At 67.2% G+C, this 23587-nt stretch carries 21 protein-coding genes and 1 pseudogene; 21 read left to right on the top strand and 1 reads right to left on the bottom strand.

From position 1 onward, the window contains the following. The 18 genes and pseudogenes from RMO97_RS08265 to RMO97_RS08180 form a co-directional block, all read left to right on the top strand. The coding region (locus RMO97_RS08265) for a molybdopterin-dependent oxidoreductase (RefSeq protein WP_310540249.1) at window positions 1-430 on the top strand (430 nt) is incomplete at its 5' end. A gap of 3 nt (window positions 431-433) precedes the next feature. After that, a pseudogene (nuoH, locus tag RMO97_RS08260) lies at window positions 434-1512 on the top strand (NADH-quinone oxidoreductase subunit NuoH). After that, window positions 1509-1706 carry a hypothetical protein gene (locus RMO97_RS08255; protein WP_310540248.1) on the top strand — a complete coding sequence of 66 codons (198 nt, stop codon included), beginning with the start codon at window positions 1509-1511 and terminating at the stop codon, window positions 1704-1706. Before nuoH ends, RMO97_RS08255 begins: the two are co-directional and overlap by 4 nt. Window positions 1707-1713: 7 nt before the next feature. Continuing rightward, window positions 1714-2205 (top strand): NADH-quinone oxidoreductase subunit NuoI, encoded by a 492-nt coding sequence (gene nuoI / locus RMO97_RS08250; protein WP_304780134.1) that lies wholly within the window; start codon window positions 1714-1716, stop codon window positions 2203-2205. 83 nt (window positions 2206-2288) lie between these two features. After that, entirely contained in the window at window positions 2289-2906 is a 618-nt protein-coding gene (locus RMO97_RS08245) for an NADH-quinone oxidoreductase subunit J (RefSeq protein ID WP_310540246.1), read from the top strand. Then, window positions 2903-3211 carry an NADH-quinone oxidoreductase subunit NuoK gene (gene nuoK / locus RMO97_RS08240; protein ID WP_304780140.1) on the top strand — a complete coding sequence of 103 codons (309 nt, stop codon included), beginning with the start codon at window positions 2903-2905 and terminating at the stop codon, window positions 3209-3211. Before RMO97_RS08245 ends, nuoK begins: the two co-directional genes overlap by 4 nt. Before the next feature lie 10 nt (window positions 3212-3221). Next, window positions 3222-5312 (top strand): NADH-quinone oxidoreductase subunit L, encoded by a 2091-nt coding sequence (gene nuoL, locus RMO97_RS08235; RefSeq protein ID WP_310540244.1) that lies wholly within the window; start codon window positions 3222-3224, stop codon window positions 5310-5312. Next, window positions 5309-6814 carry an NADH-quinone oxidoreductase subunit M gene (locus tag RMO97_RS08230; protein WP_310540253.1) on the top strand — a complete coding sequence of 502 codons (1506 nt, stop codon included), beginning with the start codon at window positions 5309-5311 and terminating at the stop codon, window positions 6812-6814. Before nuoL ends, RMO97_RS08230 begins: the two co-directional genes overlap by 4 nt. Before the next feature lie 10 nt (window positions 6815-6824). Further along, entirely contained in the window at window positions 6825-8255 is a 1431-nt protein-coding gene (gene nuoN, locus RMO97_RS08225; protein ID WP_310540242.1) for an NADH-quinone oxidoreductase subunit NuoN, read from the top strand. After that, window positions 8256-8993 (top strand): biotin--[acetyl-CoA-carboxylase] ligase, encoded by a 738-nt coding sequence (locus RMO97_RS08220; RefSeq protein WP_310540240.1) that lies wholly within the window; start codon window positions 8256-8258, stop codon window positions 8991-8993. It abuts the gene before it with no gap. Between the two features lie 2 nt (window positions 8994-8995). Next, window positions 8996-9778 carry a type III pantothenate kinase gene (locus RMO97_RS08215; protein ID WP_310540238.1) on the top strand — a complete coding sequence of 261 codons (783 nt, stop codon included), beginning with the start codon at window positions 8996-8998 and terminating at the stop codon, window positions 9776-9778. Beyond that, window positions 9778-11466, top strand: coding sequence for a ribonuclease J (locus RMO97_RS08210; RefSeq protein ID WP_409035298.1), 1689 nt, complete (start codon window positions 9778-9780; stop codon window positions 11464-11466). Before RMO97_RS08215 ends, RMO97_RS08210 begins: the two co-directional genes overlap by 1 nt. A gap of 121 nt (window positions 11467-11587) precedes the next feature. Continuing rightward, a complete protein-coding gene (locus RMO97_RS08205; protein WP_310540236.1) occupies window positions 11588-13876 on the top strand; it encodes a CoA transferase in 2289 nt (762 codons plus the stop codon). Window positions 13877-14025: 149 nt separating this feature from the next. Continuing rightward, window positions 14026-14451, top strand: a complete 426-nt coding sequence (mce, locus tag RMO97_RS08200; protein WP_310540235.1) for a methylmalonyl-CoA epimerase — start codon at window positions 14026-14028, stop codon at window positions 14449-14451. After that, complete coding sequence (locus RMO97_RS08195) at window positions 14448-14711, top strand: DUF1467 family protein (RefSeq protein WP_310540234.1); 264 nt, start codon at window positions 14448-14450, stop codon at window positions 14709-14711. The genes mce and RMO97_RS08195 overlap by 4 nt, the downstream gene beginning before the upstream one ends. A 281-nt stretch (window positions 14712-14992) precedes the next feature. Further along, window positions 14993-16306 (top strand): proline--tRNA ligase, encoded by a 1314-nt coding sequence (gene proS, locus RMO97_RS08190; RefSeq protein ID WP_310540233.1) that lies wholly within the window; start codon window positions 14993-14995, stop codon window positions 16304-16306. Then, window positions 16303-17592 carry a lipoprotein-releasing ABC transporter permease subunit gene (locus RMO97_RS08185; RefSeq protein ID WP_310540231.1) on the top strand — a complete coding sequence of 430 codons (1290 nt, stop codon included), beginning with the start codon at window positions 16303-16305 and terminating at the stop codon, window positions 17590-17592. The genes proS and RMO97_RS08185 overlap by 4 nt, the downstream gene beginning before the upstream one ends. Beyond that, complete coding sequence (locus RMO97_RS08180) at window positions 17585-18286, top strand: ABC transporter ATP-binding protein (RefSeq protein WP_310540230.1); 702 nt, start codon at window positions 17585-17587, stop codon at window positions 18284-18286. Before RMO97_RS08185 ends, RMO97_RS08180 begins: the two co-directional genes overlap by 8 nt. A gap of 18 nt (window positions 18287-18304) precedes the next feature. Here RMO97_RS08180 and RMO97_RS08175 read toward each other — a convergent pair whose 3' ends face one another. Beyond that, entirely contained in the window at window positions 18305-18625 is a 321-nt protein-coding gene (locus RMO97_RS08175) for a DUF6968 family protein (protein ID WP_310540228.1), read from the bottom strand. A gap of 139 nt (window positions 18626-18764) precedes the next feature. Between RMO97_RS08175 and sidA the strand changes: the two genes are divergently transcribed. From sidA to rpsB, 3 genes are all read left to right on the top strand, one after another. Beyond that, window positions 18765-18857 (top strand): cell division inhibitor SidA, encoded by a 93-nt coding sequence (gene sidA / locus RMO97_RS21560; RefSeq protein ID WP_215340377.1) that lies wholly within the window; start codon window positions 18765-18767, stop codon window positions 18855-18857. 28 nt (window positions 18858-18885) lie between these two features. After that, the gene (gene dnaE / locus RMO97_RS08170) at window positions 18886-22326 is read left to right on the top strand and encodes a DNA polymerase III subunit alpha (protein ID WP_310540226.1); all 3441 of its coding nucleotides are present in this window, start codon (window positions 18886-18888) and stop codon (window positions 22324-22326) included. A gap of 182 nt (window positions 22327-22508) precedes the next feature. Continuing rightward, window positions 22509-23432 (top strand): 30S ribosomal protein S2, encoded by a 924-nt coding sequence (rpsB, locus tag RMO97_RS08165; RefSeq protein ID WP_310540224.1) that lies wholly within the window; start codon window positions 22509-22511, stop codon window positions 23430-23432. Window positions 23433-23587 lie beyond the last annotated feature (155 nt).

Genomic DNA, 23587 nt, shown 5'->3' with positions numbered 1-23587 from the left:
GCACAAGGCCGACGTGATCCTGCCGGGCGCGGCCTATACCGAGAAGGACGGCCTCTATGTGAACACCGAGGGCCGGGTCCAACTGGGCCAGCGCGCGGTGTTCCCGAAGGGGGAGGGACGTGAAGACTGGTCCATCCTGCGGGCCCTGTCAGACCGCCTGGGCGCGACCCTGCCCTACGACACCTTGGCCCAGCTGCGGGCCAAGCTGTTCGCCGACCACCCGACCTTCGGGCGGATCGACTACGCCCCGGGCGCGGCGGCCTCGGCCATCGACCTTTCGGGGATCGCGGCGGCCGGAACGGCCACCGACGCGCCGCTCGCCAGCTGCGTGCGCGCCTTCCACCTGACCAACCCCATCGCCCGCGCCAGCGTGACGATGGCCGAGTGCGCGGCCGTGGCGGCCGACGCCTCCAAGATCGCGGCGGAGTAGGGGATGGATCCGACCCTCAATTTCTGGGCCACCGAGCTCGGCTGGACCCTGATCACGGTCGGCAAGATCATGCTGATCGTCCTGCCGCTGCTGGTCTGCCTGGCCTTCTTCATGCTGGCCGACCGCAAGATCTGGGCAGGCGTCCAGATGCGCAAGGGCCCCAACGTGGTGGGTCCCTTTGGCCTGCTGCAGTCCTTCGCCGACCTGATCAAGTTCGTGCTGAAGGAACTGGTCATCCCGGATGGCGCCGACAAGACGGTGTTCCTCCTGGCCCCGGTGCTGACCTTCCTGCTGTCCCTGGTGGGCTGGGCGGTGATCCCGTTCGCGCCGGGCTGGGTGCTGTCCAACATCAATGTCGGCGTGCTCTACCTTTTCGCCATCAGCTCGCTGGGCGTCTACGGCATCATTATGGGCGGCTGGGCCTCCAACTCGAAGTACCCCTTCCTCGGCGCCCTTCGCTCCGCCGCCCAGATGGTCTCCTATGAGGTCTCCATCGGCCTGGTGATCATCACGGTCATCCTGCTCAGCGGCAGCATGAACCTCACCACCATCGTCGAGAAACAGGCCGGCGGGTTCTGGAACTGAACTTCCTCGGCGGCGGCCTGCACAACTGGCCCATCGCCATCGTCATGTTCGGCATGGCGGTGATCTTCTTCATCTCGGCCCTGGCCGAAACCAACCGCCCCCCCTTCGACCTGCCCGAAGCCGAGTCCGAGCTCGTGGCCGGCTATCAGGTGGAATATTCCTCCAGCCCGTTCCTGCTCTTCATGATCGGCGAGCTGGTGAACATCGTGCTGATGTGCTCGCTGATCACGGTGCTGTTCTTCGGCGGCTGGCAGGCGCCGATCGACTTCGCGTTCGTCCACCAGTGGGGCGACATGGCGCAGGGCTTCTACGGCCTGATGTGGTTCTTCCTGAAGACCTGCTTCTTCTTCTTCCTGATCGCCATGGCCAAGGCCATCGTGCCTCGCTACCGCTACGACCAGCTGATGCGCCTGGGCTGGAAGGTCTTCCTGCCCATCTCCGGTGTCGCCGTGGTGCTGGTGGCGGCCTGGCGCGTCTTCGGGCCCGTCGCGGCATGAGAATCCTGCTCGTCATCTCCAGCCTGATGCTCTGCGCCGCCTGCGCCAGCGGCGTCACGCCCGATGGCGGCGTGGCGAGCTATGACGCCCTGAAAAAGGCGCGCGACGTATGCCTGGCCAAGGGCGGCGACCTGCAGCTGGCGAAGGAAGGTGATCCCCAGTCCATCACCGCCTACGTCTGCAAACGAAAGTGACCGCGATATGATGCAGCGCATTACCCAGGCCGTGAAAGGCGCGGCCCTGATGGACTTCGTCGGCGCCTTCGGGATGGCCATGAAGTATATGGTCCGCCCCAAGGCCACGGTGCTCTACCCACACGAACGCGGGCCGCAGTCGCCGCGCTTTCGGGGCGAGCACGCCCTGCGCCGCTATCCGAGCGGCGAAGAGCGCTGCATCGCCTGCAAGCTGTGCGAAGCCATCTGCCCGGCCCAGGCGATCACCATCGAGGCCGAGCCCCGCGAGGACGGCAGCCGCCGCACGACCCGCTACGACATCGACATGGTCAAGTGCATCTATTGCGGCCTGTGCCAGGAGGCCTGCCCGGTGGACGCCATCGTCGAGGGCCCGAACATCGAGTTCGCCGTGGAGACCCGCGAAGAGCTCTACTACGACAAGGAACGCCTGCTCGATAACGGGGACCGTTGGGAGCGGCAGATCGCGAAGAATCTGGAACTGGACGCGCCCTACCGGTAAGACCCGGGCGCGATTCCGAAAGCTAATCACCGCGTCGCCGTCAGGCGCCGGTCACTGAAATTGAGGGGCTGAGAAGAGCCGTCATGGCCGTTCACGCGATCGCATTCTATCTGCTGGCGACGGTGACCCTGGTCGCCGGTGTCTGCGTGGTTTCGGCCCGCAGCCCGGTGCACTCGGTGTTGTTCCTCATCCTGGCCTTCTTCTCCGCCGCGGGCCTGTTCGTGATGCTCGGCGCCGAGTTCCTCGCCATGCTCCTGGTGGTCGTCTATGTCGGCGCGGTCGCGGTGCTGTTCCTCTTCGTCGTCATGATGCTGGATGTCGACTTCGCCTCCCTGCGGCAGGGCTTCGCCCGCTACATGCCCCTGGGCGCCGGTGTCGCCGGCATCCTGGCCTTCGAGATGATCCTGGTCTCCACCGCCGTCTCGACGGGCGGGGCGGCGCGGCTCAACGACACGCCGCAGGCCTCGGACGCGGACATCTCCAACGCCGAGACCATCGGGCGGGTGCTCTACACCGACTACATCTACTTCTTCCAGGCGGCGGGTCTGGTGCTCCTGGTGGCCATGATCGGCGCCATCGTGCTGACCCTGCGCCATAAGCCCGGCGTGCGCCGGCAGGTGATCGCCGACCAGGTGGCGCGCGGTCCTGCGACCGGCATGCGGGTCATTTCCATCAAACCCGGCGCGGGGATCGACGAATGAGCATCGGGCTCGCCCATTACCTGGCGGTCGCCGCGATCCTGTTCACCATCGGGGTGTTCGGGATCTTCGTGAACCGCAAGAACATCATCGTCATCCTGATGTCGATCGAGCTCATCCTGCTCGCGGTGAACATCAACCTGGTGGCCTTCTCGGTCTATCTGCACAACGTGACGGGGCAGATTTTCGCCATGTTCGTGCTGACCGTCGCCGCGGCCGAGGCCGCGGTCGGCCTGGCCATCCTGGTGACCTTCTTCCGCAACCGCGGCGACATCGCCGTGGACGACGTCTCCGTGATGAAGGGTTGAGGACCCGAGCATGACTCCTCAGCTTCTCGTCACCATCGGGGTGTTCGCGCCCCTGATCGCCGCCTTGATCGCCGGCCTGTCCGGTCGCCGCATCGGCAATGTCGCCTCGATGGCGATCACCACGGGCTCCCTATTCCTGTCCTGCGCCATCGCCTGGACCGCCTTCCATGGGGTGATCTGGGGCGACTGGCCGGCCAAGTTCACCGTCCACCTGTTGCCCTTCATCAATATCGGTGACTTCCAGTCCAACTGGTCGATCCGCATCGACACCCTGTCGGCCGTCATGCTCGTGGTGGTGACCAGCGTCTCGTCGCTCGTGCACCTCTACTCCTGGGGCTACATGGCCGAGGACCCGTCCAAGCCGCGGTTCTTCGCCTATCTGTCGCTGTTCACCTTCGCCATGCTGGCGCTGGTCACCGCCGCCGACTTCATGCAGCTGTTCTTCGGCTGGGAAGGGGTGGGCCTGGCCTCCTACCTGCTGATCGGTTTCTGGTTCCACAAGCCGACGGCCAACGCCGCCTCCATCAAGGCCTTCGTGGTCAACCGAGTGGGGGACTTCGGTTTCGCGCTCGGCATCATGACCGTCTTCTGGATGTTCGGCACGATCGAGTTCGCCGAGATCTTCCCGCGGGTGACCGAGTTCGCCAGCACCGGCTGGTTCTTCGCCGGTCAGTGGTTCCACGCTGTGGACCTCGCCTGCGCCCTGCTGTTCGTGGGCGCCATGGGCAAGTCGGCACAGTTCTTCCTGCACACCTGGCTGCCGGACGCCATGGAGGGCCCGACCCCGGTCTCGGCCCTGATCCACGCCGCCACAATGGTGACGGCCGGCGTCTACATGGTCTGCCTGCTGTCGCCGATGTTCGAGTACGCGCCGGTCACCAAGCAGATCGTCACCCTGGTGGGCGCCATCACCGCCCTGTTCGCGGCGACCGTCGGCCTGGCCCAGAACGACATCAAGCGGGTCATCGCCTATTCGACCTGTTCGCAGCTCGGCTACATGTTCTTCGCCGCCGGCGTGGGCGCCTATCAGGCCGCCATGTTCCACCTCTTCACCCACGCCTTCTTCAAGGCGCTGCTGTTCCTGGGCGCAGGCTCGGTGATCCACGGCATGCACCATGAGCAGGACATGCGGAAGATGGGCGGCCTGTGGAAGTACCTGCCGGTGACCTACGCGGTCATGACCATCGGCACCCTTGCCATCACCGGCTTCGGCATTCCCGGGACCGATTTTGGCCTCGCGGGTTTCTTCTCCAAGGACACCATCATCGAGGCGGCCTACGCCGCGGGCGAGCACAATCCGGTGGCCTTCTTCGCCTTCCTGGTCAGCCTCAGCGCGGCGGGCCTGACAGCCTTCTATTCCTGGCGTCTGGCCTTCATGACTTTCCACGGCAAGGCCAAGTGGGCGCATGATGATCACGCCCACGCCGACCACGCCCATGGCGCCGACGACCACGCCAGCGCGGCCCAGATCGAGACCCACAGCGAGCCGCTGCCGGACGACCACCATGACGCCCACGGCCATCATGGGGCCCACAAGCCCCACGAGAGCCCGCTGGTGATGCTGGTCCCGCTGGCGCTCCTGGCGGTCGGCGCGGTGTTCGCCGGCTACGCCTTTGTCGAGGCCTTCGTGGGCGATGATCGCAACGCCTTCTGGCGCGGCGCCATCTTCAACGCCCCCACCAACCAGGTGCTCGAGCACGCCCACCACTCGCCGACCTGGCTGCACTGGGCGCCGCTGGTGGTCTCGGCCATCGGCTTCGGCGCGGCCTGGTTCTACTACATCGCCAATGAAGGCATGGGCGCGCGGATCGCCGCCAAGAAGGGCCCGTTGTGGAGCTTCCTCTACAACAAGTGGTACTTCGACGAGCTCTATGAGGCGACCTTCGTGCGCGCCACCCGGCTGCTGGGCGACCTGTTCTGGAAGGTCGGCGACCAGAAGATCATCGATGGTCTCGGCCCCGACGGCGTCTCGGCGGTGTCCTACGACGTCGGCCGCCGGGCAGGTCTGCTGCAGACCGGCTACGTCTATCACTACGCCTTCGTCATGCTGTTGGGCGTGCTGGGTCTGCTGACCTTCGCCGTCTTCCAGTGGCAGGCCTGAGGGGGAGTGAGATCATGACTGGCCTGCTTTCCCTGATCACCTACGCGCCGCTGCTCGGCGTGGCCGCCATCCTGGTGCTGCGCTTCTTCGCCAAGAGCGAAGACGAGAAGACCGTCAGCGCCGGCAAGTGGATCGCCCTGGTCACCACCCTGGCGACGCTCGCCCTTTCCATCGTGCTGGTCGCGGAGTTCGACCCGGCGAATCCGGGCTTCCAGTTCGTCGAGGACGCCAACTGGTTCGCCGGCATTCACTACCGCATGGGCGTGGACGGGATCTCGATCCTGTTCGTCCTGCTGACCGCCTTCCTGATGCCGATCTGTATCGCGGCCTCGTGGAAGTCGATCGAGACCCGCGTGCTGGAATACATGATCGCCTTCCTGGTCCTGGAGACCCTGGTGATCGGCGTCTTCTGCGCCCTGGACCTGGTCCTGTTCTACGCCTTCTTCGAGTTCGGCCTGGTGCCCATGTTCCTGATCATCGGCATCTGGGGCGGCAAGCGCCGGGTCTACGCGGCCTTCAAGTTCTTCCTCTACACCCTGCTGGGCTCCGTCCTGATGCTGGCGGCCATCCTCGGCATGATCGGCATCGCCGGGACCTCCTCGATCCCCGAGTTGATGGTCTACAAGTTCGACCCCGCCCTGCAGACTTGGCTGTGGCTGGCCTTCTTCGCCTCCTTCGCGGTGAAGATGCCCATGTGGCCGGTCCACACCTGGCTGCCCGACGCCCACGTCGAGGCGCCCACGGCGGGCTCGGTGATCCTGGCCGGCATCCTGCTGAAGATGGGCGGCTATGGCTTCCTGCGCTTCAGCCTGCCGATGTTCCCGCAAGCCTCGGAGTTCTTTACCCCGCTGGTCTTCGCCCTCAGCGTCATCGCCATCATCTACACTTCCCTGGTCGCCTTCCGTCAGACCGACATCAAGAAGCTGATCGCCTATTCGTCGGTGGCCCACATGGGCTTCGTGACCATGGGCATCTTCGCCGGCAATGAGGCTGGCGTGCAGGGCGCGATCTTCCAGATGCTGAGCCACGGGGTGATCTCCGGCGCGCTCTTCCTCTGCGTCGGGGTCGTCTATGACCGCATGCACACCCGCGAGATCGCCTTCTACGGCGGGCTGGTGAACCGCATGCCCTGGTATGCGGCGGTGTTCATGCTCTTCACCATGGGCAATGTCGGCCTGCCGGGCACCTCGGGCTTCGTGGGCGAAATCCTCACCATGACCGGCGCCTACGGCGTCTCCACCTGGACGGCCATCTCCGCCGCCAGCGGCGTCATCTTCTCGGCGGTCTATGCGCTCAGCCTCTATCGCCGCGTCATCTTCGGGGAATTGACCAATCCGGCCCTGGCCGAGATCAGCGACCTCGACTGGCGCGAGGTGGCCATCTTCGCGCCGCTGATCGCCTCGACCCTCTATCTCGGTATCTATCCGGCCGCCGTCTTCGACCTGACCCAGGCGTCGGTCGACAACCTCGTCGCGCTCTACAGCGCGGCCATCGGCGCCTAGGGGCCTCTCCATGACCTTCTCCGCCGATATCGCCCTTGCCGGTCCTGAGCTGACCCTGGCCATCGCGGCCCTGGTGCTGCTGGTGTTCGGGGCCTTCGCGCCACGCGCCACCACGGTGATGACCCTGGGCTCGGTCGCCGCCCTGGCGATCGCTGGCTATTACGCAGCCTTCGGGACCCAGGGCCGCGGCTTCGCGGGCGGCCTGGTGGCCGACGACGCCTCGGCCTTTAGCCAGGTGGCCATCTTCATCGCCAGCGCCATCGCCATCCCCCTGGGCCAGAAGTGGTTCGCCCAACGCAACATCCGCAACTTCGAGTTCCCGGTCCTCATCCTGCTGGCCGCGCTCGGCATGGCCATGATGGTCTCGGCCGGCGACCTGATCTCGCTCTATATCGGCGTCGAACTGCAGTCCCTGGCCCTCTACGTGCTAGCCGCCATGCACCGCGACGACGCCAAGGCGTCGGAGGCGGGGTTGAAGTACTTCGTGCTGGGCGCCCTGTCGTCGGGCCTGCTGCTCTACGGCGCCTCGCTGATCTACGGTTTCGCCGGTTCCACCAAGTTCGATGAGATCGCCGTGGCCGTTCAGGCCGGGGCAGGGACGGGCGTGCTGTTTGGTCTGGTCTTCCTGATCTGCGGCCTAGCGTTCAAGGTCTCGGCCGCCCCGTTCCACATGTGGACCCCCGACGTCTACGAAGGCGCCCCGACCCCGGTCGTGGCCTTCTTCGCCGGTGCGCCGAAGCTGGCCGCCATGGTGCTGTTCGCCCGCGCCCTGAGCGAAGGCTTCTCCGGCGCCTCGGCCCAGTGGGGCCAGGTGCTGGTGATCATCGCCCTGCTGTCCATCGGGGTCGGCGCCTTCGCCGGTCTGGCCCAGAACAACCTCAAACGCCTCTGGGCCTATTCCTCGATCGCCAATGTCGGCTACGCAGTCCTGGGCCTGGCCTCAGGCACCGCCGAGGGCGTGCAGGCCATGCTGGTCTTCATGGTGCTCTACATGGTCGACGTGACCGGGTTCTTCGCCTGTCTTGCAGCCCTGTCGCGGGCCGGCAAGCCGATGGAGACCATCCAGGACATGGCCGGCCTGATGAAGGAACGTCCCGGCATCGCCCTGGCCATGACCGCCTTCTCGCTGTCGGCCCTGGGTCTGCCGCCGTTCTCCGGCTTCTGGGCCAAGTTCTACGTCTTCAAGGCGGCCATCAACTCCGGTCTCGGCGTCGCCGCCGTGATCGGGCTCGTGGGCAGTGTCGTGGCGGCCTATTATTACCTGCGCCTGATCAAGGTGATGTGGTTCGACGGCGGCGTCGGCGGGACCGATACGCCGCCCGCCGAGGCCAAGACCATCGCCATCGCCGCGGCCCTGTTCTCCTTCCCGCTGGTGCTCGGCGCCCTGGTCTTCATCGACCCGCTGGCCAAGGCCGCGGCGGCCGCCTTCGGCCTGGCCTAGGTGACGATTCCGCCGATCGAGTCCTACGACGAGATCGATTCCACCAACGCCGAGGCGCGTCGTCGCGCCGAGGCCGGTGAAACCGGACCCGTCTGGATCACGGCCCTGACCCAGACCGCCGGCCGGGGCCGCCGGGGACGCGACTGGCAGACCAAGCTCGGCAACCTGGCCGCCACCCTTCTGTTCGCCACCGAAAAGCCGGCGGGGGAGGCTGCCCAGATTTCCTTCGTCGCCGCCCTGGCCGCCGCCGATCTCGCCGAGACCTGCCTGGGTCCCGGCCCGGCGACGGTGAAGTGGCCCAACGACCTGCTGGTGCACGGCCGCAAGGCCGTCGGCATCCTGGTGGAGTCGGGCCCGCTGCCGGACGGCCGCATCTGGCTGGCGGTGGGCATCGGCGTCAATCTGGCCCACGCCCCGCAGGATGTGGAGCGCCCGGCCGCGGCCTTCGCCGAATTCATGCCGGGTCCGCCGCCGTCACCGCGAGCGGCCCTCGACGTCCTGGCCCTGGCGTTCGAACGCTGGCGCGCGGCCTGGGAGCAGGACGGTTTCGCCCCCATCGCCAGGGGCTGGACCGAGCGCGCCCACGGCCTGGGCCAACCCTGTGAAGCCCGACTGCCCAACCAGACCCATCGCGGTGTCGCCGAGGGGCTGGATGCCGATGGGGCGCTGCGCCTGCGGCTGGACGACGGTGCGGTTCTGCGGATAACCGCCGGCGACGTTTTCTTCGGAGAGGCCTAGAGATGCTGCTCGCCATCGAACAGGGCAACACCAACACGCTCTTCGCCGTGCACGACGGGACCAGCTGGATCGCCCAATGGCGGGCGGCCACCGATTCCAGCCGCACGGCCGACGAATATGCTGTCTGGCTGTCCCAACTGCTCAATATGGCGGGGCTGCAGTTCGGCGTGCTGGATAGCTGCATCATCTCCAGCGTGGTGCCGCAGTCGATCTTCAACCTGCGCAATCTCTCGCGCCGCTACTTCCACGTGGAGCCCCTGGTCATCGGCGAGAACGCCGACCTGGGTATCCCGATCCGCATCGACAAACCGTCGGAGGCCGGCGCCGACCGCCTTGTGAACGCAATCGGGGCGCATATCGTCTATCCGGGGACGCTGATTGTCATCGACTCCGGCACCGCCACCACCTTCGACGTGATCGCCGCGGACGGCGGGTTCGAGGGCGGCGTGATCGCGCCAGGCATCAATCTGTCGATGGAAGCCTTGCACAGTGCGGCGGCGAAACTGCCCCGCGTCGCCATTCAGAAGCCCCAGCGCGTGCTGGGCAAGGACACAGTCGGAGCCATGCAGTCAGGCGTTTTCTGGGGCTATGTCGCCCTCATCGAGGGGCTCATCGCCCGTCTCAAGGCCGAGTGGGGCGAACCCATGACCGTCGTGGCCACGGGCGGCGTCGCCAGTCTGTTCCATGGCGCGACCCTGGCCATTGACCATTTCGATCCGGACTTGACCATTCGCGGCATGCTGGAAATCTCACGGCGCAACCCGCGCCCCGCGGCGGTGACCTGATGGCCCAGATCAAGGCGAAAGCCGACGACGAACTCGTTTTCCTGCCGCTCGGCGGCTCGAACGAGATCGGCATGAACTTCAACCTCTACGGCTACGGCCCACCGCATGCGCGCAAGTGGATCGTGGTCGACCTCGGCATCACCTTCGGTGACCAGACCACGCCTGGCGTCGAGATCATCCTGCCGGACCCTACCTTCCTGGAGGCGCACAAGAAGGACATCCTGGGGATCGTCCTGACCCACGCCCACGAGGACCATATCGGCGCCGTCGCGCGCCTTTGGCCGCGCCTGCGCGGGCCGCTCTACGCCACCCCCTTCACCGCCTTCCTGCTGCGCGAGAAGCTGCGGGAAAACCCGGCCGCCGCCGACGCGGTGATCACCGAGGTTCCCCTGGGCGGCAAGGTGACGCTGGGTCCCTTCGAGATCGACCTGATCACCCTGACCCACTCGATCCCCGAGCCCAACGGCCTGGCGATCCGCACCCCGCTCGGCACCATCCTGCACACCGGCGACTGGAAGATCGATCCGGACCCCGTCCTCGGCAGCGTCACCGACGAAGACGCCATCCGCAAGCTGGGGGACGAGGGCATCCTCGCCATGGTCTGCGACTCGACCAATGTCTTCGTCGACGGCACGGCCGGCTCCGAGGCTGATGTCCGCGACGCCCTGGGCGACCTGATCAAGGGCCTGCACCACAAGGTGGCCGTGGCCTGTTTCGCTTCCAACGTGGCCCGGATGGACTCCGTGATCCGCGCCGCCGAGGCCGCCGGCCGCCGGGTCTGCCTGGTGGGCCGCTCCATGCACCGCATGTCGGCGGCCGCCAAGTCGGTCGGTATGATGGCCGATCTGAAGCCCTTCATCGCCGACAACGAGGCCCGGGATTTCCCCGAGGACCGGATCCTCTATCTCTGCACCGGCAGCCAGGGTGAGGCGCGGGCGGCTCTGTTCCGTATCGCCGACGGCTCGCACCCCTTCGTCAAGCTGGGGCAGGGGGACGCCTGCATCTTCTCCTCCCGCGTCATCCCCGGAAATGAGGTGCCGATCCGCGCCCTGCAGAACCGCCTCGCCGACCGCGGCGTGCGCCTCTACACCGAGCGCGACCATCCCGGCATCCACGTCTCCGGGCACCCGTGCCGCGACGAACTGGCCCAGATGTACGCCTGGGCGCGGCCCGAGATCGCCGTCCCCACCCACGGCGAGCGCCGCCACCTTCTCGAGCACGCCGCCTTCGCCAAGGACCTGCAGGTCCCGCAGACCGTCTCGCCCCGCAACGGCGACATGGTCCGCCTGGCGCCTGGCCGCGCCGAGATCATCGACGAGGTCCAGGCCGGCCGCATCTATGTCGATGGCGGCATGCTGACGCCGGAGAACGGCGACGCCCTGCGCGAACGCCGCCACGCCGCCTTCAACGGCATGCTGGCGGTCTCCGTCGCCCTCGACCCGCGGGGCAAGATCGTCTCCGGGCCGCAGGTCCGGGCCCTCGGTCTTCCCGCCGAGGAAGACTACCCCATGGAAGACATGATGGACGACCTGGCTGAAGAGGCCGAGCGCGCCCTTGACCGTCTGAAGGGCGCCGATCGGGACGACGACGAGGCCATCGAGAAGGCCATCTCGCGGGCGGTGAAAAAGGCCAGCCAGCGGGTCTGGGGCCGCCGTCCTGTCGTCGAGACCACGGTGCTGCGGATCTAACTTCCCGACCGCTCGGACTTGTTTCGAGCCTTGGCTATGGTTTGATGTCTCCCGGCTCGCCGCCCGCGAGCCCCGCGAGGGCGCGCGCCACGACGCGCCCCGCACCAGGGAGGGCGTCTGAATGTCCGCATTCGCCGGCGTACGCATCGTCGACTTCACCCAAGGCCTGGCCGGGCCCATGGCGGCCATGCTGATGGGGGACTTCGAGGCCGACATCATCAAGGTCGAGCCGCCGCAGGGCGACCGGATGAAGGATCATCCCGGCTACCTGACCTGGAACCGCAACAAGCACCTGCTCACCCTGGATCTCGCCACCGAGGTCGGGATGGCGGAGGCGCGGGCCTTGATCGCGCGCGCTGACGTCGTCCTGTTCGATCACCACCCCGGCAAGCTCGAGGCCCTCGGCCTGGACGCCCGGACGATCACGCAGGCCCACCCCCACCTGATCCACGCCTGGATGCCGCCCTACGGCACGACCGGATCCTGGAGCCAGCTCCCGTCGCACCACAGCCTGCTGACCGCGCTCAGCGGCGTCGCCTTCCGGCAGGGCGCCTATTCCGACCAGCCGGTCCATCTGATCCTGCCGCTCTGCCACTATGGGCAGGCCGTGATGGGCGCCGCCGCCATCAGCGCCGCCCTCCTCGAACGCCACCACAGCGGCAAGGGCCAGGCGGTGACCGTCAGCGGCCTGCACGGCGTCTCCGAGGTGACCGGTCCGGTCCGGGTGCTCTCCGACCCACCCCTGCCGCGCGGCGCGCCTTTGGGAGCCTCGCCCAGCTACCGGCTTTACGAGTGCGGCGATGGCCAGTGGTTCTTCCTGGCGACCCTGTTCGTGGCCTTCTACCACCGCGCCATCCAGGCCCTGGGGCTTGGCGACCACTGGGAGACCTTCGCGTCGGACCCATTGCTGGCCCGCGAGGCTCTGAAGGCGGTGTTCAAGACCCGCCCGCGCGCCGAATGGCTGGAACTCCTCCAGGCCAACGGCGTCCCCTGCGCGCCGGTCGGGCCCCGCGAGCCCTGGTTCGCGGGCGAGGCCGTGGCCGCCGCCGAGGCCCGTGTGACGCTGGAGCATCCAGAGCTCGGTCCTGTGCACATGCCCAATGTGCCCTCGCGCCTGTCGGTCACCCCCGGTTCGGTGCGCCACCTGGCCAAGCCCCTCAACGGCCACGCCTGGCCTGAGCGGCGCCATCCCCAACCCACCGGCGCCAATGATCGGCCGCAGCCGCTGTCGGGGATCAAGGTGCTGGACCTGGGCACGGTCATCGCCGGCGCCCATGCCGGCGGGGTCCTGGCCAATCTTGGCGCCGACGTGATCAAGATCGAACCGATCGAAGGCGACCCCTTCCGCAGCAACGGCGGCGGCTTCATGGCCTACAGCCGGGGCAAGCGAGGCCTGGGCATCGACCTCAAGCAGCCCGCCGCCCGGGAGATGTTCTTCGACCTGGTGCGCGGCGCCGACGTCATTCTCGACAACTATCGCTTCGGGGTGCGCGAACGCCTGGGTATCCATTATGCGGCGCTCAAGGCGATCAATCCGCGCATCGTCTCCTGCTCGATCAACGCCTATGGCGACAAGGGCGCCCGCGCCGTCCTGCCGGGCTTCGACCCGCTGCTGCAGGCCGAGGGCGGGATGATGGCGGCCCAGGGCGGGGAGGGGGAGCCGGTCCTCCACACCATTCCCGTCAATGACGTGGCCACCGCCGCCGTGGTCGCCTTCTCCATCATCGCCGCGCTCAACGCCCGGGAGACAACCGGGGCGGGGCAGGAGGTGGTCACCAGCCTGATGGCCCAGAGCCTGACCTTCCAGCTCGGCGAGGTCACCATCTATGAAGACCGCCCGCAAAACGACGTCGGCGCCCAGGACTGTCTCGGGCTCCGCGCCCTGCATCGCTACTACCAGTGCGCCGACGGCTGGATCGCCCTGGTCTGCGAGACGAAGGCAGAGGCCGATAGCGTCTGCGGCGCTTTGCACATCCCCCTGCCGGCCAATGCGCTCACCGCGCCGCGGGACGGTCACCTGGCCCGCGCCCTGGAACTGGCCTTCGCCGCCCGCATGCGCGACGGCGTCCTGGCCGAACTGCTGGCCCAGGGCGTGCCCTGCGCGCCGGTTCTGCGCGGCTACGAGGCCTTCGAGAGCGAATGGCTGTGGGAGAACGACGTCTTCGAGGTCTGGCGGCACCCGCGCCTGGGGGACATGCTTGGCGTGCGCGCCTATGCCGACTTCGCCCGCGGCGCCAGCGGCTTCCAGCGCCCGACCCCGGATCTCGGCCAGCACAGCGGCGAACTGCTGGAGGAGATGGGCTATTCGCACGCCCGCATCGCCGAGCTGCTGGCCGCAGGCGCCATCTTCGGCCCCGCCGCCAACCTGGCCCACCTGCGCGACGGGGGGACGGCGCTGTTCACCCAGTGAGCGCAATCGGCGAAGTGGTATCCGGTTCGCCGGCCAATTGCGCGACCAGGAAGGGGACTGGCGCGCCGTGGCCGCGGAAGCCGTGAAGACGCTCCCCTAACCCGGCGGAAGTCGTCTATACCGCCCTCGCAGAGCGCGAGGCGGACGACATGATCGGAAGACTGAACCATGTGGGGGTCGCCACCCCCTCCATCGACGAGGCGGTGAAGGTCTATCGCGACCTGCTGGGCGCCACCGCCATCGGCGAGAAGTTCGCCCTGCCCGAGCAGGGTGTCTGGGTCTGTTTCGTCGACACCCCCAACAGCCAGATCGAGCTGATCGAGCCCTATGGCGAGACCTCCCCGATCCTTAGCTTCCTCGCCAAGAACCCCTCCGGGGGCCAGCACCACATCTGCTTTGAGGTGCCTGACATCCTCGTGGCCCGCGACGACATGCGCGCCAAGGGCGCCACGGTGCTGGGAACTGGTGAGCCGCGCATGGGCGCCCATGGCGTGCCGGTGATCTTCATCCATCCCAAGAACATGGGCGGCGTCCTGGTCGAACTCATGGAAACCCCCAAGGGAGCCCACGGATGACCTGGTTCACCGGCTTCGCCATCTACTTCACCATCTGGTGGGTGGTGCTGTTCGCCGTCCTGCCCCTCGGGGTGACCAGCCACGCCGAGGCCGGGATCGACAAAGGCGACGGCGGCGATCCGGCCGCGCCGGTGGATCCCAAGATCAAGAAGAAATTCATCACCACCACCTGGGTTTCGGCGATCGTCTTCGTGGTCCTGTGGCTATTGCTGCACTTCAAGGTCATTCCGCTGCCCAACCTGCCCTCCGGCCTGGGCTGATTGCCCAGAGCCTCAGCGTCGCAGCCTCTGCGCGCTTAAAGTATAGGCGAAACGCATTCGGTCACCCTGGCCGCGCGTAACGCCTTCGTCGGGTGACGTAACCCAGGTTACCAAGAGCCACATCGCGGGCGGCCGAAGGCCGCTCGTGGCGTTTTCCCCGACGACGAGAAGGCCGCCCGCCTCCCTGGGCGGCCTTCTTTTCATCCAGCTTCGTTGCCAAGGTCCAAGCGCAGCGGCTATCAGGGCCGTTGATCTGAACCTCGTCCGGGAATCTCCGCCAGATGCGTCTTTCGCGTTACTTCATGCCGACGCTTCGGGAAGCTCCCTCCGACGCCCAGGTGGTCAGCCACCAGCTCATGCTGCGCGCCGGCATGATCCGCCAGGAGGCCGCCGGCATCTATGCCTGGCTGCCGCTGGGCCTGCGGGTGCTGAAGAAGATCGAGCAGATCGTCCGCGAGGAAATGGACCGGGCCGGCGCCATCGAGGTGCTGATGCCCACCCTGCAGCTCGCCGACCTGTGGCGCGAGAGCGGCCGCTATGAGGACTACGGCGACGAGATGCTGCGCATCACCGACCGCCACAAGCGCGACCTGCTCTACGGCCCCACGGCCGAGGAGGTGATCACCGATATCTTCCGCGCCTATGTGAAGAGCTACAAGGACCTGCCCAAGAACCTCTACAACATCCAGTGGAAGTTCCGCGACGAGCGCCGTCCCCGGTTCGGCGTCATGCGCGGTCGCGAGTTCCTGATGAAGGACGCTTATTCCTTCGACATCGACGAGGCCGCGGCGCGCAAGTCCTACAACCGCATGTTCATCGCCTATCTGAACACCTATGCGCGGATGGGCCTGAACGTGGTGCCCATGAAGGCCGACCCTGGCCCCATCGGCGGCGACCTGTCCCACGAGTTCATTATCCTGGCCGACACTGGCGAGAGCCAGGTCTTCTGCCACAAGGACCTGGTGGAGATGGGCGCGCCCGGCGACGTCGACTGGGACGGCGATCTCCAGCCCCTGGTGGAGCAGCGTACCAACCTCTACGCCGCCACCGAGGAGATGCATGACGAGGCCGCCTTCGCCGCCGTGCCCGAGGACAAGCGCCTCTCGGCCCGCGGCATCGAGGTGGGCCACATCTTCTATTTCGGCGAGAAGTACTCCAAGCCCATGAAGGCCAACGTGGCCGGGCCCGACGGCCAGGACCGCCCCATCCACGGCGGCTCCTACGGCGTCGGCGTCTCACGTCTGACGGGCGCCATCATCGAGGCCAGCCACGACGAGGCCGGCATCATCTGGCCCGACGCCGAGGCGCCCTTCGGCGTGGCGGTGATCAACCTGCGCCCCGGCGACGCCGGAACCGATGAGGTGTCCGAGAGCGCCTACCAGGCCCTGATCGCGGCGGGCAAGGACCCCCTGCTGGACGACAGCGACCAGCGCCCGGGCGCCAAGTTCGCGGCCATCGATCTGGTGGGCATCCCCTGGCAGTTGGTCGTCGGCCCCAAGGGCGTCGCCGACGGCACAGTGGAGATCAAGCGTCGCGCCACCGGCGAGAAGCAGACCCTGCCGCTGGAGCAGGCGCTCAAGGTCATCTGCGCGTGAGCAACCCGACCCTGGGAGGCAGCGGCCAGCCCTTCGGGGTCTGGGAGCGCACCGTCGCGGGCCGCTACCTGCGCGCCAAGAAGAGCCAGGGCGGCGTCGCCCTGATCTCCATCATCTCCTTCATCGGCATCACGCTCGCCGTCGCCGTGCTGATCATCGTGATGAGCGTGATGAACGGTTTCCGCTCCGAGCTGCTGAACCGCATCCTCGGCTTCAACGGCCACGTCTATGTGGCCGGCGGCGTGCTGCAGACCCCAGAGCGCGACCCCATGGTGGTGCGCCTGCGCGCCCTGCCGGGTGTGATCCAGGCCGCCCCGGTCATCGAGGCCCAGGCCATGGCGCTCGGCATGGGCCAGATCAGCGGCGCCATCGTGCGCGGCCTGTCGCCTGCCGACCTCAAGGCCACCGAGATCATCTCCACCAACATCGTCTCGGGCTCGCTGGAGGGCTTCGGCGACGGCGAGTATGGCGGGGACATGATCCTAGTGGGCGACGACCTGGCCCGTAACCTGGGGGTCCAGGCCGGCGACGCCCTGACGCTGATTTCCCCCACCGGCGGGGCCACGGCCTTCGGGGCTACGCCGCAGCGCAAGTCCTACACCGTGGCCGGCACCTTCAAGGTGGGGATGAGCCAGTACGACCAGGCCTTCATCTACATGCCGCTCGCCCAGGCCCAGCTGTTCTTCGGACGCGACACCGGGGTCGACTTCGTGGAGATGAAGCTCGCCGATCCCGACCAGGCCGTGGACATGAAGCCCGCCGTCGCCCGCGCCGCCGGCCCGGCCTCCATCGTCACCGACTGGACCCAGAAGAACGCCTCCTACTGGGGCGCCCTGCAGGTGGAGCGGAACGTCATGTTCCTGATCCTCACCATGCTGCTGTTCATCGCCGCCATGAACATCATCTCGGGCCTGGTGATGCTGGTGAAGAACAAGAGCCGTGACATCGCCATCCTGCGCACCATGGGGGCGGGGCAGGGGAGCATCCTGCGCATCTTCTTCATGACCGGCGCCACCATCGGCATCCTCGGCACCGCCACGGGCCTGCTGATCGGGGTGCTGTTCTGCACCTTCATCGGCGAGATCCAGCAGTTCGTGGAGTGGGCCACCGGCGCCCAGGTGTTCAATTCCGACGTCTATTTCCTCACCCGCGTGCCCGCCAAGATCGACTGGCTGGAGGTCGGCGGCATCACCGGCGGCGCCCTGGTGATGACCTTCATCGCCAGCCTGCCGTCGGCCTGGCGCGCCTCGCGTCTCGATCCCGTGGAGGCGCTTCGCTATGAGTGAGTCCCACGCCGACCAGGTCCTGGCCATCCGTGGCCTGACCCGCACCTATCAGACCGGCGACAAGACCCTGACGGTGCTCAACGAGGCCGACCTCGACGTCATGCCGGGCGAGGTCGTGGGCCTGATCGGCCCCTCGGGCTCGGGCAAGTCCTCGCTGCTGCACGCCGCGGGCCTGCTGGAGCGGCCGACCGCCGGCCAGATCTTCATCGAGGGCCGCGACTGCTCCAACCTCAGCGACCGGGTCCGCACCCGGGTTCGCCTGCACACCATCGGCTTCGTCTACCAGGCCCACCACCTGCTGCCGGAGTTCTCGGCCCTGGACAATGTGGCCCTGCCGCAGATGATCGCCGGGACCCCGCGCAAGGCCGCCCGCGAGCGCGCCTTCTTCCTGCTGGAACAGCTCGGCCTCGCCGAACGGGTCAAGCACCAGCCGGCCCAGCTCTCCGGCGGCGAACAGCAGCGCGTGGCCATCGCACGAGCCCTGGCCAACTCGCCCCGCCTCCTGCTGGCCGACGAACCCACCGGCAACCTCGACCCGCACACCTCGGCGGCGGTGTTCGAGAACCTCTATGCCTTGGCGCGCGCCACCGGCGTCGCGGCCCTGGTCGCCACCCACAACCTCGAACTCGCCCGGCACATGGACCGGGTGCTGGGTCTCAAGGACGGGAAGCTGGAGACGCAGGCGGGGTTTTAGGGGCGCGTGCGGTCGGCTTCAAAAGGTATGGGGCGCAATGTTCTTGAAGCTGCTTGGGGCGGGAATTCCTAGATATCCGTCGAAAGCTACGAAGGCGCCCAGCTGCCCACTACGATAGAGCTCGGTGCTGTAGAGCGCCGCCGCCAGCTCTTGGATCGCTAGCGCAAGAGCCTGCAGGCTTGAGACCCCGTCGGTCTCGATGACTTCGGCGACCGGCTCCCCGACCTCACACCTGCAGCCCCAAGTGGATAGATCTCTTTGCTCCGGGGCGAATATGCGGACTGCCATTTTGGCCGCGCTGTCCGCGATATCCAGATCTTGTTCGGCGATGACAGCCATGCCCTGACAACTCCTCGAACAATGAGCCGGCAGCAGACGCGGCCCATCAAGTTCATCTCACATCCGGAAAAGTACCCCACTTGCTATGAGAACAAAACCAGAATAGGAACATACGCAGAACATTCACAGGGGTGACGTTATGGTTGTTCGTTTGGCGCGGGAATCGCTGGCCTTTGTGTCGGTCGCGGGGTTTGTCTGGATGATGTGTCAGGTCGCGCAACTGGCCGCCTGAGGCTGAATTTCTGAAAGCGGAGGACGGCGTGAGCGGCGAGGGCGGGCAAGACGGTTTCGTCCACTTAAGGGTACGCTCGGCCTATTCGCTGCTGGAAGGCGCCATCAAGGCCGACGCGGTCGGCAAGCTGGCGGCCCAGGCCCATATGCCCGCCGTGGCTCTCACCGACCGGGCCAATCTGTTCGGGGCGCTCGAGTTCTCCGTCGCCACCAAGGAGACCGGCGTCCAGCCTATCGTCGGCGTCGCCCTGCCGGTGCGCGGCATCGGCGAGGGACCGCCCGAGCGCTGGGCCAAGATCCCCACCATCGTCCTGCTGGCCCAGAGCGAGCAGGGCTACCTGCACCTCTCCGAACTCTCCTCCATGGCCTATCTGGACATCGAGCCCACCGAGGAGCCGCAGGTTCCCTGGAGCGCGGTCGCCGAGCGGGCCGAGGGCCTGCTGCTGCTCTCGGGCGGGGTCGACGGTCCGGTCGATCCGCTGATGGCCGCGGGCAAGACGCTCGAGGGCAAGGCGGCCCTGGCCGAAATGCTCCGGGTGTTCGGCGACCGCTTCTATATCGAGCTGCAGCGCCACGGCATGGCCGCCCAGGCCGCCGCCGAGCCGGAACTGGTGGCCTACGCCTACGCGTTCGACATTCCCCTGGTGGCCACCAACGACGTCTATTTCGGCCCGGCCGAGCTCTACACCGCCCACGAGGCCCTGCTGTGCATCGCCGACGGCGCCTATATCAGCCAGGAGGACCGCCGCCGGGTGACGCCCGAGCACTGGTTCAAGCCGGCCGCCGACATGCGCAAGCTGTTCGCCGACCTGCCCGAGGCCTGCGACAACACCCTCGATATCGCCCGGCGCTGCGCCTTCATGGTCAAGAAGCGCGACCCGATCCTGCCGCGGTTCCCCACGGCCGCGGGCCGCACCGAGTCCGAGGAACTGGCCGAACAGGCGCGCGAGGGCCTGCGCAAGCGGCTGGAGGGCCACACCCTTACCGGAAGTGAACAGGACTATTGGGACCGGCTTGAACGCGAGATCGGCGTCATCCAGTCCATGGGTTTCCCCGGCTACTTCCTGATCGTGTCGGACTTCATGAAGTGGGCTGTGGCTCAAGGCATTCCGGTCGGGCCGGGACGGGGCTCCGGGGCCGGTTCCCTGGTCGCCTGGTCCTTGCTGATCACAGGCCTGGACCCCCTGCGCTACGGCCTGATCTTCGAGCGCTTCCTGAATCCTGAGCGGGTGTCCATGCCCGACTTCGACATCGACTTCTGCCAGGAGCGGCGGGAAGAGGTGATCTCCTACGTGCAGCAGCGCTATGGCCGCGACCGCGTGGCCCAGATCATCACCTTCGGCACCCTGCAGGCCCGCGCCGTGCTGCGCGATGTCGGCCGCGTGCTGCAACTGCCGCTGGGTCAGGTGGACCGGCTGGCCAAGATGGTGCCGGCCAACCCCGCCAACCCGGTGACCCTGGCCCGCGCCCTCGAGATCGAACCGCGCCTGCGCCAGGCCAAGGAGGACGATGAGGCCGTGGCCCAGCTGCTGGAGACCGCCCTCCAGCTCGAGGGCCTCTACCGAAACGCCTCGACCCACGCGGCCGGCGTGGTGATCTCAGACCGCCCGCTCACCGAACTGACCCCGCTTTACCGCGATCCGCGCTCGGATCTGCCCGCCACCCAGTTCAACATGAAATGGGTGGAGAGCGCGGGCCTGGTGAAGTTCGACTTCCTGGGCCTGAAGACGCTGACCGTCGTTGATCGGGCCATGAAGCATCTGGCCAAGCGCGGCGCCGACTTCCCCCTGGAGAAGCTGGCTCTGGACGACGCCAAGTCCTACGAGCTGATGGCGTCGGGGCAGACGGTGGGGGTGTTCCAGCTGGAAAGCCAGGGCATGCGCGACATCCTGCGCCAGCTGCGGCCCAGCTCCCTTGAAGAGGTCACCGCCCTGATCTCGCTCTATCGGCCAGGCCCGATGGAGTCCATTCCGGCCTATGTGGACACCAAGGCCGGCCGCAAGCCGCTCAACGTCTATCACCCGCTTCTCGAGCCGGTGCTGACCGACACCTACGGGGTGATCGTCTACCAGGAGCAGGTGATGAATATCGCCCGCATCATGGCGGGCTACAGCCTGGGGGAAGCCGACCTTCTTCGCCGCGCCATGGGCAAGAAGAAGAAGGAGGAGATGGACAAGCAGCGCGAGCGGTTCGCCAGCGGGGCGGCGGAGCGCGGCGTGCCCGTCGATCTGGCCGACACGCTGTTTGAGTTGATGGCGAAGTTCTCAGGCTACGGGTTCAACAAGTCCCACGCCGCCCCCTACGCCCTGATCGGCTACCAGACCGCCTGGTTGAAGGCCAATGCGCCGGCGGAGTTCTTTGCGGCCTCGATGAGCCTCGACATCTCCACCACCGACAAGCTGGCGGTCTTCTACCAGGACGCCAAGAAGTTCGGGGTCAAGATCCGCGCCCCGGATGTCAACCTGTCGGCCGCTGACTTTGACGTGGAGGGCGGCGAGGTGCTCTACGCCCTGGGCGGCATCCGCAATGTGGGCCTGCAGGCCATGGAGCATGTGGTGGCCGTCCGCGCCGAGGGCGGGCCGTTCAAGGACCTGTTCGACTTCGTCGAGCGCGTCGACCCCAAGCAGGTCAACAAGCGCTCGTTCGAGACCCTCGCCCGGGCCGGCGCCTTCGACTCGCTCCACGCCAACCGCGCCCAGATCGTCGGCGCCGCCGATGTGCTGGTGGGCTACGGCCAGTCGGTGGCTGCGGAGCGGGCGTCGTCGCAGGGCTCCCTGTTCGGCGGAGACCAGGTGGAGGCCCAGCGGCCGCGCCTGCCCAAGATCGACACCTGGTCCTCGACCCAGCGCCTGGACGAGGAACTGGCCGCCGTCGGCTTCTATCTCTCTGGCCACCCCATGGACGACATGGTGCCGGCCCTGCGCCGCAAGCGGGTGGACCTGCTGGCCGATGTCCTGCCCAAGGCCATGGCCGGCGCCGAGGCCTTCCGGATGGCCGGGGTTGTCCGCCGCAAGCAGGAGCGGGCCTCGGCCTCCAGCGGCGAGAAGTTCGCCTTCGTCACCTTCTCCGACCCCACCGGCGAGTTCGAGGTGCTGTTTCCGCCGGAATCCCTGCGCAATGCCCGCGAACTGCTGGAGCCCGGAAAGTGCGTCGGCCTGCGGATCCGCGCCAAGGCCAGGGACGGGGAGGTGCGGTTCTTCGGCGACGGCTGCGAGCCCATCGACCGGGCCATCGAGAACGCCGTGGCCGGCCTGCGCGTCCATATCGCGCCGCGCAGCGCCGAGATCGACGCCCTGAAGAAGCGCCTGGAGGGCTCGGCGAACAGCCGTGGCGGCGAAGTCATCCTGGTGGCGCCGGTAGAGGGCGGCCGTGAGGTGGAGGTCAAGCTTCCCGGCCGCTTCACCCTGGACAATGCGGTGCGCGGCGCCCTGAAGACGGCGCCCGGCGTGGTGTTCGTCGAGGATCTCTAGCCGGCTCCCGCCGCCAACCGCCCCTGGCTATTGTATTTTCTGGCGCTTGGCCCTATATCCGCGCCCATTCCACACGCAGGCGTTTGGCGGTTGGCGGGGAGACATCCCGCCGGTTTCCATTCCGGTCCTCCTTCGGGAGGGTTTGTCTGCGGAGGCTAACCGGAAAAAGAGGACCATACGACATGGCGCTTCCCGACTTCTCTATGCGTCAGCTCCTGGAAGCTGGCGCCCACTTCGGCCACCAGACCCACCGCTGGAATCCGAAGATGGACCGCTACATCTTTGGTAGCCGCTCCAACATCCACATCATCGACCTTTCGCAGTCGATCCCACTCCTGCACCAGGCCCTGGTGAAGGTGCGTGAGGTCGCCGCCTCGGGTGGCCGCGTGCTCTTCGTCGGCACCAAGCGTCAGGCCTCTGATCCGGTCGCCACCGCCGCCAAGCGCAGCGCCCAGTACTATGTGAACCACCGTTGGCTGGGCGGCACGCTCACCAACTGGCGCACCGTGTCGGGCTCGATCGCGCGCCTGCGCGAGCTGGAAGGCCTGCTGGAAGGCGGCTCGGAAGGCCGCGCCAAGAAGGAGCTGCTGAAGCTGACGCGCGAGCGCGACAAGCTTGAGCTGTCCCTCGGCGGCATCAAGGACATGGGCGGCATTCCCGACATCATGTTCGTGATCGACACCAACAAGGAAGCGATCGCGATCCAGGAAGCCCGCAAGCTCAACATCCCGGTCATCGCCATCCTGGACACCAACTGCAATCCGGACGGCATCACCTATCCGATCCCGGGCAATGATGACGCCGCGCGCGCCATCCAGCTCTATTGCGACCTGATGGCCGACTCGGTCCTCGACGGTCTGGCCGCCGGCCAATCGGCCGCCGGTGTGGACCTGGGCGCCTCCGTGGCCCCCATCGAGCCGACCCTGGCCCGTGAGCTGACCCCGGAACCGGTCGTGACCGAAGCCGAGATGGCCGCGCCCGCCGCCGCCGCTCCGACCCCCGTCGCTGCTGAACCGGCCCCGGTCGAGGCCGCTCCGGCCGCGGCCGAACCGGAGACCACCGCGGCGGAAGCCCCGGCGGCTGAACCGACCGTAACCCAAGACTGAGTCGGAGGCTCGCTTCCGGCGAGCCGACACGAACACGACACGGCGGGGCTCTAGATGGGGTCCCGCCAACCCATTTGATCTGAAGGAGCTCACCATGGCGGAAATCACCGCTGCGCTGGTCAAGGACCTGCGCGAGAAATCCGGCGCGGGCATGA

It is taken from the genome of Phenylobacterium sp., assembly GCF_031425575.1.
Classification (GTDB): Bacteria; Pseudomonadota; Alphaproteobacteria; order Caulobacterales; family Caulobacteraceae; genus Phenylobacterium.
The sequence above is the reverse complement of the archived record's forward strand: the minus strand, read 5'-3'. Positions and strand labels throughout refer to the sequence as shown.